The following is a 201-nucleotide window of genomic DNA, read 5'->3' as shown; positions in this document are numbered from 1 at the left end:
TGGGTATTCTCGCCGCAGCCCTGCTGTCGTTCGCTCTGTCTTTTGACGACTTCATCATCACGAACTTCAACTCCGGCGCTGTGTCGACCTTCCCCAAGTACATCTGGGTATCGGCGGCGCGAGGAATCCCTGCTGAGGCGAATGTTCTCGCTTCAGCAGTGTTCATCTTTGCGCTGATCATCGTCGTCACCGTGCAGGTAT

1 pseudogene is annotated in these 201 nt (G+C 55.7%); it reads left to right on the top strand.

Going from position 1 to position 201, the window contains the following annotated elements:
- Nucleotides 1-201: pseudogene (locus tag JEM65_RS21730) on the top strand (hypothetical protein); the annotation flags it as partial.

This window comes from Gelidibacter salicanalis, assembly GCF_016469035.1.
GTDB lineage: Bacteria > Bacteroidota > Bacteroidia > Flavobacteriales > Flavobacteriaceae > Gelidibacter > Gelidibacter salicanalis_A.
Note: the sequence above shows the minus strand (reverse complement) of the source record. Positions and strands in the feature narration are given on the sequence as shown.